The sequence below is a fragment of the Comamonas jiangduensis genome (genome assembly GCF_030162955.1).
Taxonomy (GTDB): Bacteria; Pseudomonadota; Gammaproteobacteria; order Burkholderiales; family Burkholderiaceae_C; genus Comamonas; species Comamonas jiangduensis.
In genome coordinates, this window is the sequence record NZ_JARXOV010000009.1 from 97,298 (window position 1) to 110,483 (window position 13,186).

The following is a 13,186-nucleotide window of genomic DNA, read 5'->3' on the forward strand; positions in this document are numbered from 1 at the left end:
CATGCTGTCTGCAGCTTAAGTCTTTGCCTGCAACGCAGGTAAGCGCCGCGCCAGCTCCTGCACCAGTTGCACGCCCAGTGCAGCCTTGCTGGCACGTGGCAGCTCACGGTGGCCGTGGGCGTCCACAAGCAGCAAGGCGTTGTCGTCTTGCCCGAAGGTGGCCGGGCCGATATTGCCCACCAGCAGCGGCACGCCCTTGCGCGCACGTTTGGCGGTGGCGTGCGCCAGCAAATCATGGCTTTCTGCCGCAAACCCCACGCAGTAAAGATCGCCACGCTGTGCGCGCTCGGACTGGGCCACGGTGGCGAGGATGTCGGGGTTCTCCACAAAGGCCAGCGCAGGCACTTCGCCTGAGCCATCCTTTTTGATTTTTTGATCGTTAAAACTGGCCGGACGCCAGTCTGCAACTGCGGCAGTCGCTATAAAAATACTTGCTTGAGCGACGTGGCTTTGCACGGCATCCAGCATCTGCCGGGCCGACTGCACATTGATGCGCTGCACGCCCCGGGGCGTGGGCAAATGCACTGGCCCAGCGACCAGCGTGACCTCAGCCCCCGCCGCCTTCGCCGCAGCGGCAATCGCAAAACCCATCTTGCCGCTGGACAGATTGGTGATGCCGCGCACCGGATCAATCGCCTCAAACGTAGGGCCAGCGGTGATGAGCAACTGGTGCCCGGCCAGCACCTTGGGGGCAAAAAAGGCGGCAATGTCTTCGATCAGTTCTTCGGGCTCCAGCATGCGGCCATCGCCGGTTTCGCCGCAGGCCTGGTCGCCCACGCCCACGCCCAGCACCTGCGCGCCGTCCGCGGCAGCTTGGGCAAAGTTGCGTTGCGTGGCGGGGTGGGCCCACATCTCTCGGTTCATGGCCGGGGCCAGCAGCAGCGGCACCCGCTCGATGGGGCGCGCAATGCACAGCAGGCTGAGCAACTCATCGGCCCGCCCCTGGGCCAGCTTGCCCACAAAGTCGGCACTGCACGGCGCGATAACGATGGCATCGGCCTCACGGCTTAAGTTAATGTGGGGCATGTTGTTGCCCTCGCGGGCATCCCACTGCGAGGTATAGACCGTGCGGCCCGACAGCGCCTGCATGGTCACCGGGGTGATGAACTGCTCGGCGGCCTCGGTCATCACCACCTGCACGGTGGCCCCTGCCTTGGTCAGCAGACGGCATAAATGTGCCGTCTTGTAACAAGCAACGCCCCCTGAGAGGCCCAAAACAATGTGTTTGCCAACGAGTTCTTGCATGGCGCGAATGTAGCAGAGCAGCAAGGTCAATTGCCCCGTCGGGCAAGCGGCGATTGCTGGCTGGCACCTATAATCTCGCTTTACGTGCGACACGTGTCGCGCTTTGTGGTCTAGAACCACCTTTTAAAACGGACGATAAGCCTTTTTGGTGTAAGTCCCATTGCTATCTAATAAGTAGCAATTTCAATCTGCAGCCGAATGGCTCAATTCGGCTGTACGCCTTTCCTCACAAGGGGAAGGCAAGCATTAGCACGTCCCTTTCAGGGATTTGCGCGCCGTTTTGGCCCATTTTTGCCATAGCAATGTGGCAAGGATGAAACACGCCTGAAATTTATTTTCAAGTGGGTTGTGGAGAGACGGAAGAGCGCAAAGCTCTGATCTGCCTTGTCATGCGTCCAGCAATGGATCGCCATGACCTTGTGTGCGACCACAAGTAGCCTACGGTGACATGCAAAGCCAGCAATGGCTCTGTTTGAAGCTCACCGGACAATGAACTCCCGGAAACGGCAATCCACCTTCGCAAGAAGGAGGAGAGAAGACTGCCAGCAGAAAGGCGGTTGCGAGGCTAGGCTAGTTCCGCATGGGCAACGTAAAGTGAATCATCGTTTGAACCTGGGTAAAGATTGAATGGCTAAATCTGCTGATAAGCCATAACCAAAAGGTGTGCTGCAGGCAATTTCTGTGTGAAGTAGAAATTCGTCGTCATATGCGTAGCCCCAGGAGAGATGAGCCCTAAACGGACAGGTATTGATGGAGCAATCCATTCATATCGGTAGATCAGGGAACGTGGTAAGCCCCACTGTCCGCCTGTGCGCGCAAGCGCATAGGCAGGGAAGCCGTAAGGCGACCTGTTGGATGAGGGGGTATGGGATGGTGGAAAAAGCGAATGGCTGCCTGTAATGGGTGGCATAGGGGCCTGTACCCTGACGCGAAAGCGTGCCCACTTCCACTTGGTGCAACCGTCGTTAGACGGCTGTCTATGTTTAATCGAACCCAATGGGGATGTACGAATCCCCGTTGGGGGCTCTCGTGCGTCTTCCGAAGGGGTTAACTCGAAGAGGAAAGCATGAGAAAGACCATTGACTCCAGTGGTTCTGCGTCCTCACGCGAGCCGCAAAACTGGCATGCCATTGATTGGCATCTGGTTGAGCGGTTCGTGCGAACGACGCAGCAACGTATAGCGAAGGCTACGCAGGAGAAGGACTGGCGCAGGGTGAAAGCTTTGCAAAGGTCTTTGAACCACTCGTTTTCTGCCAGAGCATTGGCGGTGAGACGAGTTACTGAAAACCAAGGTAAGCGAACGGCAGGTGTCGATCGTCAGCTTTGGGATTCACCTGCCCTGAAATGGGCGGCGATAGGTCGGTTAAAGCAGCAACGGGGGTATAAAGCCAAACCGCTTCGGCGGGTCTATATCCCCAAGTCAAACGGGAAAGAGCGCCCTTTGGGCATTCCAACCATGTTTGACCGAGCAATGCAGGCACTCCACCTGCTGAGCCTAGAGCCTGTAGCTGAAACCACGAGCGATCCGAACAGCTACGGCTTTAGGAAACACCGCTCAACGGCAGATGCTATGGGGCAGATATTTGTCTCAACCGCCCAAAAGGGCGCAGCCCCTTGGGTGCTGGAGGCAGATATTGAAGGCTGTTTTGACCATATCAACCACGAGTGGCTGGTGCGTCATGTTCCGATGAACAAGACAATCTTGCGCAAGTGGCTGAAGGCCGGAGTGATCCATCAGGGTCGCTTATCGCCGACTGAAGAAGGGACGCCGCAAGGCGGCATCATCTCGCCAACCTTGGCGAATATGTGTTTGAACGGACTAGAGACTGAGCTGAAATTGCACCTAGGTGCGAAGTTGAAAAAGTCAAAGGTCAAAGAACTCAAAGTTCATGTGATCCGGTACGCCGACGATTTTGTGGTGACCGGCAACTCGCAAGAGTTGCTGCACAACGAAGTCAGGCCGTGGATAGAAGCCTTCCTTGCACAACGAGGACTGCGACTGTCGCTGGAAAAGACGAAAGTCGTGCACATGGATGAAGGGTTTGATTTCCTGGGATGGAACTTCCGCAAGTACAAGGGGAAGTTACTCATCAAACCAAGTAAAAAGAACGTGCAAGCGTTCTATCGCAAGGTTAGGGCAATCGTGAAGACACATCTTTCGGTGAAGCAGGAGGATCTCATTGCCAAACTGAACCCAGTCCTTCGAGGCTGGGCGCAGTACCACCAACCGGTGGTGGCGAAAGAAGCCTTCAATCGGATGGACAACCTGATTCACTGGCGTCTTGTGCGCTGGTCAAGAAGACGCCATTCGAATAAATCTAGACCGTGGTGCAAAAGCCGTTACTGGCAGCGCATCAACGGTCGAGACGAGTTCGCTGCAACTGTGAAAACGACAGAAGGTTCGCGCACATGGAAACTGTTGAAGCTTGCTGATACAGAGATCGTGCGACACGAAAAAATTAAAGGGGAATACAACCCCTTTGACCCCGCCTGGGAGGTGTATGGCGAGAAGTTAAGAACGAAGCGCATGACTAAAAACATGGCGTATCAGTACGAGACTTCGATGCTGTTCATTAAACAGGATGGGCGTTGTGCACTTTGTACAGAACCTTTGGATTTTCAAAGCGGATGGCACGACCACCACATTGTTCGCAAAGTGGATGGTGGGTCAGATGCGATGTCCAACCGTGTGCTTTTGCACCCGGTCTGCCACACACGGCTGCACGCTCTTGGGCTGACAGTTGTTAAGCCGGCCTCACAAAGGCTTCGCATTCTTCGGGGGTAAGGTCCTGGTCTTACAATCATGGATTCCAACTACCTGAAGATTGGTGAGTTGTGCTTGAGCCGGATGCGATGAAAGTCGCAAGTCCGGTTCTTAGGGGGGGATAGTTCAGCAATGAACCGTCCCTACCCTCCCACCACCATAAAAACGAACAAGACATGACCAAATTCGTCTTCGTCACAGGCGGTGTGGTGTCTTCCCTGGGCAAGGGAATCGCCTCAGCCTCCCTTGCTGCGCTGCTCGAGTCGCGCGGCCTCAAAGTCACCCTCATCAAGCTGGACCCGTACATCAACGTGGACCCCGGCACGATGTCCCCCTTCCAGCACGGCGAAGTGTTTGTGACGGACGACGGCGCCGAAACCGACTTGGACCTGGGCCACTATGAGCGTTTCATTGAAACGCGCATGAAGCAGTCCAACAACTTCACCACCGGTCGTATCTACCAGACCGTGCTGGAGAAGGAGCGTCGCGGCGACTACCTGGGCAAGACCGTGCAGGTCATCCCCCACATCACCAACGAAATCCAGGAATACGTCAAGCGCGGCGCCGGTATCGGCACCGATGACGCGGTGGACGTGGCGATTTGTGAAGTGGGCGGTACCGTCGGCGATATTGAATCGCTGCCCTTCCTCGAAGCTATCCGCCAATTGGCTTTGAAACTGGGCCAGAACAATGCGGCCTTCGTGCACCTGAGCTACCTGCCCTACATTGCAGCGGCGGGCGAGCTCAAGACCAAGCCCACCCAGCACACCGTGCAAAAGCTGCGCGAAATCGGTATCCAGCCGGATGCGCTGCTGTGCCGTGCGCAATACGCTGTGCCTGATGAAGAACGCGAGAAGATTTCGCTGTTCACCAATGTGCAAGAGTGGGGCGTGATCTCCATGTGGGACGTGGACACCATCTACAAGGTGCCCCGCATGCTGCACGAGCAAGGCCTGGACGGTCTGATCTGCGACAAGCTGCGCCTGAACACCGCACCTGCCAACCTCAAGCGCTGGGATGATCTGGTCTACGAAACCGAGCACCCCCAGGGCGAAGTGCAAGTGGCCATGGTCGGCAAGTACGTGGAACTGTCCGACGCCTACAAGTCGGTCAACGAAGCACTCAAGCACGCGGGTTTGCGCAACCACACCCGCGTGAAGATCACCCACATCGACTCGGAAACCATCACCGACGCCAACGCCAAGGAACAGCTGTCCAAGTACGACGCTATTTTGGTGCCCGGCGGCTTTGGCTCGCGCGGTGTGGAAGGCAAGATCTCGACCGCCAAGTTTGCCCGTGAAAACAAGGTGCCTTACCTGGGCATCTGCCTGGGCATGCAGGTCGCGACCATCGAGTACGCCCGCCACATGGCTGGCCTGGAAGGCGCGAACTCCACCGAGTTTGATCCCCACACACCCAACCCCGTGATCGCCTTGATCAATGAGTGGAAGGACGAGGACGGCACGATCAAGACCCGTGACGAGAACTCCGACCTGGGCGGCACCATGCGCCTGGGCGCACAGTCGTCCGACGTGCAGCCCGGCACCCTGGCCCACAGCATCTACGGCGACGTGGTGACCGAGCGCCACCGCCACCGCTACGAAGCCAATGTGCAATATCTGGACAAGCTGCGCGCAGCCGGTCTGGTGATCTCCGCGCTGACGCAGCGCGAGCAGCTGACCGAGATCGTGGAACTGCCCAAGGACGTCCACCCCTGGTACATCGGCGTGCAATTCCACCCCGAGTTCAAGTCCACCCCCTGGAACGGCCACCCACTGTTCAATGCCTTCATCAAGGCGGCCATGGACGGCCAGGCGAAGTCGGGCAAGAAGGCTTAAATTTCCACAGACTGGAAAATAGCAAAAAAAGGAGCTGCCAGCGCTTGCAAACCAAAGACTTGGACATCAAATGCATCTGAAGTCATTGAAACACCAGCGCTAGCAGCTTTCATTTTTGAAGCATGCTGGGCATGCAAAAAGGAAACACCATGAAACTCTGCGGCTTTGACATTGGTCTGGACCAGCGCTTTTTCTTGATTGCCGGCCCCTGCGTGGTCGAGTCCGAACAGTTGCAGATGGACGTGGCCGGCCAGCTCAAGGAAATCACTTCCGCGCTGGGCATCAACTTCCTGTTCAAGAGCAGCTTTGACAAGGCCAACCGCTCCTCGGGCGCCAGCTTTCGCGGCCCCGGCATGGAAAAGGGGCTGGAAATTCTGGCCAAGGTACGCAAAGAAATTGGCGTGCCCGTGCTGACCGACGTGCACACCGTGGAAGAAATTCCCCACGTGGCATCGGTGGTCGACATGCTGCAAACCCCCGCCTTCCTGTGCCGCCAGACGGATTTCATCCGCGCCGTGGCCCAGTGCGGCAAGCCGGTCAATATCAAGAAGGGCCAGTTCCTGGCGCCGCATGACATGAAAAATGTCATCGACAAAGCCCGCGCCGCCGCCATCGAAGTGGGCCAGGACCCCGACATGTTCACCGCCTGCGAGCGCGGTGCCAGCTTTGGCTACAACAACCTAGTCAGCGACATGCGCTCGCTGGCCATCATGCGCGAGACCGGTGCCCCTGTGGTGTTTGACGCCACGCACAGCGTGCAGCTGCCCGGCGGCAATGGCACCAGCAGCGGTGGCATGCGCGAGATGGTGCCTGTGCTGTCGCGCGCCGCAGTCGCCGTGGGCGTGGCGGGCCTTTTCATGGAAACCCACCCCGACCCCTGCAACGCCTTGAGCGATGGCCCCAATGCCGTGCCGCTCAAGCACATGAAGGCTTTGCTGGAGACTTTGGTGGCGTTGGACGACGTGACCAAACGCCACGGTTTCCTGGAAAACCACTTTTCGGCCTGAAGTTTGCGTAAGATGCGCACCGCGCCTGCTACACCAGCTTAGACAGCGACAAAGCACGCTCCCGCCAGGGGTGTGCTTTTTTCACATCTGGCTGGATCTGCAAGCGCAAGGCTCCGATTTTTCGCATGCCAGACATTGCCCCCAACAAGCACAACACCACGCAACGTCTGAGCGGCACCCTGTTTTAAAAAACCTTCAAGGAAAACACCATGAGTGCAATCGTTGACATCGTTGGACGTGAAGTCCTGGACAGCCGCGGCAACCCCACTGTGGAGTGCGACGTACTGCTGGAATCTGGCGTGATGGGCCGTGCGGCCGTGCCATCGGGCGCATCGACGGGCTCGCGCGAAGCCATTGAGCTGCGTGACGGCGACAAGAGCCGCTACCTGGGTAAGGGCGTGCTCAAGGCCGTGGACAACATCAACGGCGAAATCGCACAAGCTGTGATTGGTCTGGACGCTGCTGAGCAAGCGTTCCTGGACAAGACCATGATTGACCTGGACGGCACCGAGAACAAGAGCCGCCTGGGTGCCAACGCCATGTTGGCCGTATCGATGGCCGTGGCCCGCGCTGCTGCTGAAGAAGCCGGCCTGCCCCTGTACCGCTACTTTGGCGGCATGGGCGGCGTGCAACTGCCCGTACCCATGATGAACGTGATCAACGGTGGCGCCCACGCGAACAACTCGCTGGACCTGCAAGAGTTCATGATCATCCCCGTCGGCGCGCCTACCTTCCGCGAAGCCGTGCGCTGGGGCGCTGAAGTGTTCCACGCGCTCAAGAAGATTATCAACGACCGTGGCATGTCCACCGCCGTGGGCGACGAAGGCGGTTTCGCCCCTTCCGTGGAAAACCACGAAGCGGCGATTCAGCTGATCCTCGAAGCCATTGAAGCCGCTGGCTACAAGGCGGGCGAGCAGATTGCTCTGGGCCTGGACTGCGCAGCCTCCGAGTTCTACGAAGAAGGCATGTATGTCCTGAAGGGCGAAGGCAATATGACCTTGAACGCCACCCAGTGGACCGACATGCTGGCTGGCTGGTGCGACAAGTACCCCATCATCTCGATCGAAGACGGCATGCACGAAGGCGACTGGGATGGCTGGAAGATTCTGACCGAGCGCCTGGGCGCCAAGGTGCAATTGGTGGGTGACGATCTTTTCGTGACCAACACCAAGATCCTGAAGGAAGGCATCGACAAGCGCATTGCCAATTCCATTCTGATCAAGATCAACCAGATCGGCACCCTGACCGAAACGTTTGCTGCCATCGAAATGGCCAAGCGCGCCGGTTACACCGCCGTGATCTCGCACCGCTCGGGTGAAACCGAAGACAGCACCATTGCTGACATTGCCGTGGGCCTGAATGCGGGTCAAATCAAGACCGGCTCCATGAGCCGCTCGGACCGTATTGCCAAGTACAACCAGTTGCTGCGCATCGAGGAAGACCTGGGCGAAGTGGCTGTGTACCCTGGCCGTGACGCGTTCTATAACCTGCGTTAATCTTTAGGCTGCTGCCTTGAACAAAAACCGGGGCCACACCGCCCCGGTTTTTTTAAATCTCTGTCATGGTTTCTCGCATCGTCACCGTTGTTTTGCTTTGCCTGCTGGCCATCACGCACGCCCAGTTGTGGTGGGGTGCGGGCAGCATGGACCGCGTGGCCGAGCTGCGTACACAGATCAATGAGCTGCAAGCCTCCAACGATGCAGCCCGCAAAGAAAACGAGCGCCTGACGTCGGAGGTCAACGACCTGCGCGAAGGCAAAGAAACCGTGCAGGAAAAAGCACGCAGCGAACTGGGCATGGTCAAGCCCAACGAAATTTACGTGCAAATTTTGCGCCCCTGATGCTTTCCATGCGCATAGCACCGCGGATGTGCAATCGCGCAGCCCACGTGGCCACGACCCAACACGGCGAGAGTGGCACCGCGATGGCAGATACAGGCGGCGCTCAATAAAAGGTTTGTGCCGCCCTTCGCGGCCCATGATGTGCCATGCGCCCCACGACGACATCCACCCCTTTCCGTGTGCTCTTGTGCGCCAGTGCTGCCCACTGCGCACAGGTATTGCATGCCGCCGCTTCGGCCGGTGTGCAACTGCACGGCCTGCACCCCAGCACGCAATGGCCCAGCAGCCATGCCCACGGCCAACTGCTACTCTGGGCCCTCACCCCCGCCGATCATCCGCAAGCCGAACAAGCCGCCGCGATCGAGCAGCACTGGCGCGCGCTGATGGTGCAAGGCGGGCACGGCTTGACCATCCACATGCTGTACGGCAGCGCGGCCCAGCAGGCCGGGCAATTGGCACCTTGGATAGAGCCCCAGCCAACCGTCGCTGCTGGCGCAAGCAGCCCACATGGGAATTGCCGAGAGTGCCTGGATGCATCCAGTGAACAAACGCTGTTTCAGCATTTGCTGCGCCGCGCACCCCAACACCCTCAACACAACCAATAAAAAGAGAGCTGCCAGCGCAGGTTATGCAAGGCATTCAAAGTCTAAAGACTTTGAATGCTAGCAAGCACAAGCGCTAACAGCTCTCTTTTTCAATACAAATATGAATGGCTCGTGCTGGGTGAACGACCCTGCGCAGCTTTATTGCACCGAGGAAGAACCTGGCGCTTGGCTGGGCATATCGGCAAACAATTGACCCGCATCCACCGCATCAAAGCGGTACTGGACACCGCAGTAATCGCAGCCCACTTCCACACAGCCTTGCTCGGCCACCACCTGCTCCACCTCTTGCTGACCCAGATTGCGCAGCATGCCTTCCACACGCTCACGGCTGCAGGTGCAGGCAAAGTGCGGCCCGTTGTCACCGTCTTGGGGCACAAAGCGCAGCAGCTTTTCTTCCCAAAACAGGCGACGCAAGATGGTGTCCACATCCAGGGACAACAGCTCATCGCGCTTGAGGCTGGATGCAAGCGTAGCAATGCGGTTGTACGCCTCGTTCTCGCCCATGCGGTCGTTCTCGTCTTGCGCGCTTTCCGTGGCGCCCGCCAGGTTGTCTTGGCCCTTCAATGGCATGCGCTGAATCATCAGGCCCGCCGCCACCTCATCATTGGCTGCCAGCACGATGCAGGTGTCCAGCTGTTCCGACTGGCGCATGTAGTGCTGCAGCACCTGCGAAATCTTCTCCAGGGGCTCGCCCTCTTCATTGTTCAGCGGCACCACGCCTTGGTATGCCTGCTGACCGGGCAGACGGTCTTTGGGGTCGAGCGTGATGGCACAGCGGCCTGCGCCATTGACATTCACCAGATCTGCCAGCGAGGCGCCAGCAGACACATCGCCATGCACAGACGCCGTGGCGCGCAGACCCAGGTCGGACTGCACCTCAGCCACCACCACCTTGACCGGGCCTTCACCAAAAATCTGAAACACCAGCGCGCCATTGAACTTGATGTTGGACTGCATCAGCACGCTGGCCGCCGTCATCTCGCCCAGCAACTCACGCACCGCTGCGGGGTAAGCCCCCGTGTCGGTGTTGCTGGCACGGCGCTGGAGGATGTCTTTCCAGGCATCGGTCAGGCGCACGATCATGCCGCGCACAGGCAGGCCATCGAAGAGGAATTTATGGAGTTCAGACACGCTGTGTGTATCCCAATCAGTGATTGCTAAAACCCGGGCATCAGCCCAGTTTGCGCAGGCCCACCCTAAAGCGGCGCGCGTTATCAATATAGTGCTGCGCGCTTTGGCGCAGACCCTGCATTTGCTCAGCGGTGAGCTGTTTGACGACCCGGGCAGGGCTTCCGATGATCATGGATCCATCCGGAAACTCTTTGCCTTCGGTCACCAATGCACCAGCCCCCACCAAACAGTTTTTTCCAATTTTCGCCCCGTTCAGCACAATGGCACCAATGCCAATCAGACTCTCATCACCAATCGTGCACCCATGCAGCATGACTTGATGCCCGACTGTCACGTGTCGGCCAATGACCAAAGGCATGCCCAAGTCGGCGTGCAGCACACTGGCATCCTGCACATTGGTGCCCTCACCAATCGTAATGCTCGATGTATCGCCACGCACCACGGTGCCAAACCAGACACTGGCATCAGCACCCAAATGCACCTCACCCATCACCTGGGCACTGTCCGCCACCCAGGCACTTTCGGCGATTTGAGGTTCCACACCATCCAATGCGTACACAGCCATCTTGTCTCCTCTTTATAGTGCTGTCAGGAAAATACAATTGTAGGTATGGAGCTACGACAACGCGCCCTTGAGGTTTTGTGCCTTTGTGACCCTTTTAAAAAAGCCGATGCCGTCATGCAGATGCATGCGCAAGCTGCGCAGTGGCGCATTGCGCCCCATGCACCGCTGCTGCCCGCTGGTACCGTGTTACCCGGCCACCCACAGCGACCCGCCTTGCTGCACCACACCGCAGTGGCGCGCCGCTCGCCTGCCACGCATGAAGGCCGGATCATCTTGATGCATGCGATTGCACACATTGAGTTCAACGCCATCAACCTGGCGCTGGATGCAATCTGGCGTTTTGACGACATGCCGCCACCGTACTACCTGGACTGGCTGCAAGTGGCAGGTGAGGAGGGCAAACATTTCCTGCTCATTCGTAACTGGCTGCAAGCACAGGGCCATGACTATGGTGACTTTCCTGCCCACCAGGGTCTGTGGACCATGTGTGAGAAAACCGCACAAGATGTGACAGCGCGCATGGCTTTGGTGCCCCGCACCATGGAAGCGCGCGGACTGGACGCCACCCCGCAAATTCAAGCCAAGCTGCGCCAGGTGGGCACCAGCGATGCTTTGGCTGCCGTGGATGTGCTGGACATTATCTTGCGCGAGGAAGTGGGTCACGTCGCAATCGGAAACCATTGGTATCGTTTCTTATGCCAGCGCAATAATCTGGAACCGCATTCGCACTACACTGCGCTTACGCAACAGTATGAGGCACCTCGCCCTCGACCTCCCTTCAACACCCAAGCTCGTCAAGCTGCCGGATTCACTGAAGCTGAAATTGCTTGGTTGGAACAACATTGAACCGCCGCCATCCGCTGCATACATTTCCCTGACGCTTTTCCTGAAGACATGTCCGTTATTTCTGCCTCTTCGCCTACCACTCCGCCGGTCGCAGCTCCTCGTGGCTCTTCCATGATTGCACGGCAGGCGATCGTGGACATTGACAAGACAGTCATCGGATACGAACTGTTCAACCGCTCTCGCGCCCCGGACGAACACACCGCTGCGACCGACGTGCTCTTGCTGTTTACCGCACTGTCGCATGCAGGCAGTGAAGACTTGGTAGGCACCAAGCTGCTATTTGTGAACAGCACCCATGAAAGCTTGGCAGGTGGACACCTGGAATTGCTCAACCCAGAAAAGGTTGTCCTCGAAGTAGAACCTCTGGGCCATGTGGCGGGGTCTGAAACCGTAGCGCGGCTGCCCATCTTGCGCGCCCTGCGCGAGCGTGGTTTTAAGCTCTCTTTCAACCACACCGTTCTCGAATCGGCCTACAACGCGTGGTTGCCCTTGGCCGACTACATCAAGCTGGACTTGAACGTACTGCGCCCCGAGCAGTTGGTCGTACTGGTTAGCTACGCGGCACGCCAGAGCAAAGCCCAGCTGATTGCCACCAAGGTAGAGACGCAAGAACAGTTTGATTTACTCAAAAGCATTGGCGTTTCTCTGTTCCAGGGTTACTGGTTCTCTCGTCCAGCGGTGGTGGAAGCCAAGTTATTGGCCCCCAACCAGGTCAGCATTATTCAGCTCATCAACCTGCTGCGTCGCCAAGCGAGTACGGACGCTATTGAAGAAGTGCTCAAGAAAGACGCAGGCTTGGCCTTCAATCTGATGCGTCTGATCAACTCCGCAGGCTTTAGCAACGCACGAGAGATCACTTCATTCCGGCAAGCGGTGATGATCATGGGCTTGAAAAAGCTCTTCCGCTGGGCAGCGCTGCTGCTTACCGCCTCCAAATACGGCAACACCAGCCCAATCGTGGGCCACACAGCGGTGATTCGGGGCCGCTTGATGGAGTTGCTGGCCCTGGAATTCATGAGCGAGGAGGACGCTGAGCAGGCCTTCGTGGTGGGCATTTTCTCTTTGCTGGATGTCATGCTCAGCATCCCCTTGCAAGATGCGCTGCATCTGATCAATGTGCCAGATGCGGTGCGCCAAGCCCTGCTCTCGCATGAGGGTGTTTTTGGTGATCTCTTGCGTTTAGCGGAAGCCTGCGAAAGCAGCAATGACGAAGCGTTTGACCAAGCCGCCTCTGCATTGAAGCTCACCAGTCAGCAAATCAATTGGGCACACCTGCAAGCGCTGGCGTGGTGTGAGCAAATCACCCAGTAGTACGCGCAGCAGATGCGCACGCTGCCAACATGCG

General features: G+C 57.8%; 11 protein-coding genes. 8 read left to right on the forward strand and 3 right to left on the reverse strand.

The window, feature by feature from the left end; translation table 11 throughout:
* Window positions 1-15: 15 nt before the first annotated feature.
* Window positions 16-1,245 (reverse strand): bifunctional phosphopantothenoylcysteine decarboxylase/phosphopantothenate--cysteine ligase CoaBC, encoded by a 1,230-nt coding sequence (gene coaBC, locus QEP12_RS09155; protein ID WP_284214048.1) that lies wholly within the window; start codon window positions 1,243-1,245, stop codon window positions 16-18.
* Window positions 1,246-2,311: 1,066 nt separating this feature from the next.
* Here coaBC and ltrA point away from each other — a divergent pair.
* From ltrA to QEP12_RS09185, 6 genes are all read left to right on the forward strand, one after another.
* Window positions 2,312-4,030 (forward strand): group II intron reverse transcriptase/maturase, encoded by a 1,719-nt coding sequence (gene ltrA / locus QEP12_RS09160; RefSeq protein WP_284214049.1) that lies wholly within the window; start codon window positions 2,312-2,314, stop codon window positions 4,028-4,030.
* Window positions 4,031-4,185: 155 nt separating this feature from the next.
* Window positions 4,186-5,847, forward strand: a complete 1,662-nt coding sequence (pyrG, locus tag QEP12_RS09165; protein WP_174862495.1) for a CTP synthase — start codon at window positions 4,186-4,188, stop codon at window positions 5,845-5,847.
* A 149-nt stretch (window positions 5,848-5,996) separates the two neighbouring features.
* Window positions 5,997-6,854: a 3-deoxy-8-phosphooctulonate synthase gene (gene kdsA / locus QEP12_RS09170; protein ID WP_154164510.1), complete on the forward strand. Its 858-nt coding sequence runs from the start codon at window positions 5,997-5,999 to the stop codon at window positions 6,852-6,854.
* A 209-nt stretch (window positions 6,855-7,063) separates the two neighbouring features.
* Window positions 7,064-8,350, forward strand: a complete 1,287-nt coding sequence (gene eno / locus QEP12_RS09175) for a phosphopyruvate hydratase (RefSeq protein ID WP_174862493.1) — start codon at window positions 7,064-7,066, stop codon at window positions 8,348-8,350.
* Between the two features lie 65 nt (window positions 8,351-8,415).
* A complete protein-coding gene (locus QEP12_RS09180; protein WP_219164054.1) occupies window positions 8,416-8,694 on the forward strand; it encodes an FtsB family cell division protein in 279 nt (92 codons plus the stop codon).
* Window positions 8,695-8,840: 146 nt separating this feature from the next.
* On the forward strand, window positions 8,841-9,299 hold the full coding sequence (locus QEP12_RS09185) for a hypothetical protein (RefSeq protein WP_174862491.1): 459 nt from the start codon (window positions 8,841-8,843) through the stop codon (window positions 9,297-9,299).
* Between the two features lie 138 nt (window positions 9,300-9,437).
* On the opposite strand, the gene hslO is transcribed toward QEP12_RS09185, so the two are convergent.
* Both hslO and QEP12_RS09195 read right to left on the reverse strand, forming a co-directional pair.
* Window positions 9,438-10,430 (reverse strand): Hsp33 family molecular chaperone HslO, encoded by a 993-nt coding sequence (hslO, locus tag QEP12_RS09190; protein WP_174862490.1) that lies wholly within the window; start codon window positions 10,428-10,430, stop codon window positions 9,438-9,440.
* A gap of 40 nt (window positions 10,431-10,470) precedes the next feature.
* Window positions 10,471-10,995: a gamma carbonic anhydrase family protein gene (locus tag QEP12_RS09195; protein WP_174862489.1), complete on the reverse strand. Its 525-nt coding sequence runs from the start codon at window positions 10,993-10,995 to the stop codon at window positions 10,471-10,473.
* A gap of 45 nt (window positions 10,996-11,040) precedes the next feature.
* On the opposite strand from QEP12_RS09195, the gene QEP12_RS09200 reads away from it, so the two are divergent.
* Complete coding sequence (locus QEP12_RS09200) at window positions 11,041-11,841, forward strand: ferritin-like domain-containing protein (RefSeq protein WP_284214050.1); 801 nt, start codon at window positions 11,041-11,043, stop codon at window positions 11,839-11,841.
* 48 nt (window positions 11,842-11,889) lie between these two features.
* Entirely contained in the window at window positions 11,890-13,152 is a 1,263-nt protein-coding gene (locus QEP12_RS09205; protein ID WP_284214051.1) for an EAL and HDOD domain-containing protein, read from the forward strand.
* Window positions 13,153-13,186 lie beyond the last annotated feature (34 nt).

Coding starts and splice junctions, on each gene's coding strand:
- coaBC (WP_284214048.1), bottom strand. CDS start 1,245: ATGCAAGAACTCGTTGGCAAACACATTGTTTTGGGCCTCTCAGGGGGC.
- ltrA (WP_284214049.1), top strand. CDS start 2,312: ATGAGAAAGACCATTGACTCCAGTGGTTCTGCGTCCTCACGCGAGCCG.
- pyrG (WP_174862495.1), top strand. CDS start 4,186: ATGACCAAATTCGTCTTCGTCACAGGCGGTGTGGTGTCTTCCCTGGGC.
- kdsA (WP_154164510.1), top strand. CDS start 5,997: ATGAAACTCTGCGGCTTTGACATTGGTCTGGACCAGCGCTTTTTCTTG.
- eno (WP_174862493.1), top strand. CDS start 7,064: ATGAGTGCAATCGTTGACATCGTTGGACGTGAAGTCCTGGACAGCCGC.
- QEP12_RS09180 (WP_219164054.1), top strand. CDS start 8,416: ATGGTTTCTCGCATCGTCACCGTTGTTTTGCTTTGCCTGCTGGCCATC.
- QEP12_RS09185 (WP_174862491.1), top strand. CDS start 8,841: ATGCGCCCCACGACGACATCCACCCCTTTCCGTGTGCTCTTGTGCGCC.
- QEP12_RS09195 (WP_174862489.1), bottom strand. CDS start 10,995: ATGGCTGTGTACGCATTGGATGGTGTGGAACCTCAAATCGCCGAAAGT.
- QEP12_RS09200 (WP_284214050.1), top strand. CDS start 11,041: ATGGAGCTACGACAACGCGCCCTTGAGGTTTTGTGCCTTTGTGACCCT.
- QEP12_RS09205 (WP_284214051.1), top strand. CDS start 11,890: ATGTCCGTTATTTCTGCCTCTTCGCCTACCACTCCGCCGGTCGCAGCT.